Annotated in this window: 1 pseudogene; it reads left to right on the forward strand. The window is 65.5% G+C overall.

Going from position 1 to position 226, the window contains the following annotated elements:
- Positions 1 to 8: 8 nt before the first annotated feature.
- A pseudogene (locus A3728_RS15570) lies at positions 9 to 226 on the forward strand (SLC13 family permease); the annotation flags it as partial.

Genomic DNA, 226 nt, shown 5'->3' on the forward strand with positions numbered 1-226 from the left:
AAAGCAGCGTGCTCACGCTCGTTACCGTCGTCGTCATGTTTGTCGCCTTTCTGCGGGAATCCTTCCCGACGGAGGTCGTGGCGATTGCCGGGGCCGCCGTCTTGCTGGCGCTGGGCGTGCTGCCCTATGACGATGCGCTGGCCGTTCTGTCGAACCCCGCGCCCTGGACCATCGCGTCCATGTTCATCGTGATGGGGGCATTGGTGCGCACCGGCGCGCTGGAGGT

The sequence above is a fragment of the Sulfitobacter sp. HI0040 genome (genome assembly GCF_001634885.1).
Taxonomy (GTDB): Bacteria; Pseudomonadota; Alphaproteobacteria; order Rhodobacterales; family Rhodobacteraceae; genus Sulfitobacter.